The sequence below is a fragment of the Neptunicoccus sediminis genome (assembly GCF_001719615.1).
Classification (GTDB): Bacteria; Pseudomonadota; Alphaproteobacteria; order Rhodobacterales; family Rhodobacteraceae; genus Amylibacter; species Amylibacter sediminis.
On the sequence record NZ_MDVX01000047.1, the window covers coordinates 1 to 2342 of the forward strand.

Annotated in this window: 3 protein-coding genes and 1 pseudogene; 2 read left to right on the forward strand and 2 right to left on the reverse strand. The window is 62.6% G+C overall.

Annotated elements, in window-relative coordinates; all coding sequences use genetic code 11:
• The coding region (locus BFV97_RS17815; protein ID WP_245667822.1) for a ferric reductase-like transmembrane domain-containing protein at window positions 1-660 on the reverse strand (660 nt) is incomplete at its 3' end.
• Window positions 653-970, reverse strand: a complete 318-nt coding sequence (locus tag BFV97_RS17820; RefSeq protein ID WP_050525472.1) for a PepSY domain-containing protein — start codon at window positions 968-970, stop codon at window positions 653-655. The genes BFV97_RS17820 and BFV97_RS17815, both read right to left, overlap by 8 nt.
• 145 nt (window positions 971-1115) lie before the next feature.
• Between BFV97_RS17820 and BFV97_RS17825 the strand changes: the two genes are divergently transcribed.
• Both BFV97_RS17825 and BFV97_RS17830 read left to right on the forward strand, forming a co-directional pair.
• Window positions 1116-1775, forward strand: a complete 660-nt coding sequence (locus tag BFV97_RS17825; RefSeq protein WP_009503873.1) for a response regulator transcription factor — start codon at window positions 1116-1118, stop codon at window positions 1773-1775.
• A pseudogene (locus tag BFV97_RS17830) lies at window positions 1772-2342 on the forward strand (sensor histidine kinase N-terminal domain-containing protein); the annotation flags it as partial. The gene BFV97_RS17825 and the pseudogene BFV97_RS17830, both read left to right, overlap by 4 nt.

Consider the following 2342-nt stretch of genomic DNA (forward strand, 5'->3'; position numbering starts at 1 on the left):
GACCAGCTCGGTGAATATCCACGCGATTACTCCCGCGATGCCAAATGTGTTTAGAAGCACCGAGAGCGATGGATCTACCTCTGTCGGCAGGTCGACGAAGAACTGGTGAAAGACCACGATTGCAAAAAGGGCCCCCATGAAACGATGGCTGAACCGCCAGATCTGATAGGGGATTTCCAGTGGGGTGAAGGGCAATCTCCGGAACCAGCTGACAGCAACCAGGGCGAGAAGCGCGTTGAAGGCAAGTTCGCCCGCCTCTTCACCAAGTTCACCAAGGGAGGTTTCACGCACCAAACGCTCGAAATCCGGCTCGATCTGCTGGTGCAGGATCATCAGGACCATTGCGGAAATACCGAGCCACTTGTGGACCCGGTACATGCGATCGAGACCGCCGAACAATGGTTCCACCAGTGGCGGCCGTGCGGCGAGGATCAAGGTCTGTGCCATCGCGACAACTGCCGCGGCCCCGACGGCAATGCCAAGTGCTGCATCCGCGCCATAGGGCGCATAGGTGTTGAACCCGATCAGTGCCGCCAGCAGGCATGGCAACGCAACCAGCACCGGGCCCGTCAGGGCTAGAGGAGAGTTTAGGGAAAGCCGGGAGAGTGGCGGAAGGCCCGGCACCGGAACATTACCGTCGCGACGCGCTGCATCAGTCATCGTCGCGTCTCTCGTGATCCCGCTCGCGGCGATCATCCTCGTCGTCCTCGTATTCGAACTCGATTACCTCCAGCGTGGCCGGGTGGACAGTCACCTCGATCGCACGCCCCTCGGCATCCCTCCCGTCGATCTCGTAGCAGCCGTCATCGATCTTGATCCGGCGCACCGTCCAACCATTTTCCTCGGCCAGCATGGCAACAGCATCGCGCGGCTGCCAGTCGGCCATCGGCACGAAGCAATCGTCGTCAGCCAGCGCCGCGCCGGCCGGAAAGACCGCGAGAAAGCCGATAATTGTCAATGTCTTCTTCATGGGGCACACTCCTAGTGGCTCGCCTCTTGATGCCATTCATGCGCCGCGAAGCTGACGGCAGCCTGAAGGGGCTCGACCCACAAGCTTCAGCTTCGTGTCAGCCAGACGGATCATGGAGGGACATCAGGAAAGGACGGGTACGACCATGCGCATATTGCTGATCGAGGACGACACGACTCTTGGCGCTGCCGTGCGCGACCAGATCGCAGCTGATGGCCAGTCAGTAGACTGGGTCACGCGGCTAGACGCGGCGGCAGACGCGATGAGCGCAACCTCCTACGACCTGCTCCTGCTCGACCTCATGCTGCCAGACGGACGTGGTATCGGGTTCCTCAAGGGCCTCAGGACGCGTGGAGACGTGACGCCGGTCATCATCCTGACGGCGCTCGACCAGGTGTCCGATAGGATCGAAGGCCTCAATGCGGGCGCTGACGACTATCTTGTGAAGCCCTTCGACCTGTCGGAACTGTCGGCACGGATCGGATCGGTCGCGCGGCGCTACAGCGGCAACCCCAACCCGATCCTGACCCACGGACCGCTCGACATCGACCTTGCCGCGCGCAGCGTCCATCGGGATGGCAGACATGTGCCGCTGACGGCGCGGGAATGGGCGCTCTTCGAGGCCTTCCTGGCGCGTCCCGGGCAGCTCCTGTCCAAGGCGCAGTTGGAGGAGAAGCTCTACGCTTTCGACGCCGAAGTCGAGAGCAACACCATCGAGGTGCACGTGAGCCGCCTGCGCAAGAAACTGGGGAGCGCCATCATCGAGACCGAGCGCGGCATGGGTTACCGGCTGGGCAAGCCATGATGTGGCCATCCAGCCTTCAGGTACGGCTCGGCTTGTCACTCGGCCTTGTGCTGACGATCCTCTGGCTCGCCGCCGCCACGGTTACCGCGGTGATCGTTCGGGGCGAGATGGATGAGGTCTTCGACAGCGCCCTACGCGAAACCGCCGAGCGCATCCTGCCGCTGGCCGTGACCGACATCGTCGGGCGAGAAGATCAGGGTGTGACGCAGCGCCTCGCGCCGATCCGGGAGCATGACGAGTTCTTCACCTACATCGTACGCGATGCCGAGGGACGCATTTTGCTGCAATCCCATGCGGCGGACCCTGCCGTGTTTCCTCCATACGATGGTCCGGGATTTGGGCAGAACGCCACACATCGCCTCTACAGCGACGCGGCGCTCCAGGGGACGATCAGCATCACCGTGGCCGAACCGTTGGCGCATCGCGCTTCGGTTGCTCGGGAAATCCAGATGAGCCTTGGCCTGCCGCTGCTGGTTGTGCTGCCGTTGGCGCTCGCGTCGATTATTCTCGCTGTGCGCTTTAGCCTCGCCCCTCTCCATCGGTTCCGTACGCGGCTTGAAGCGCGCG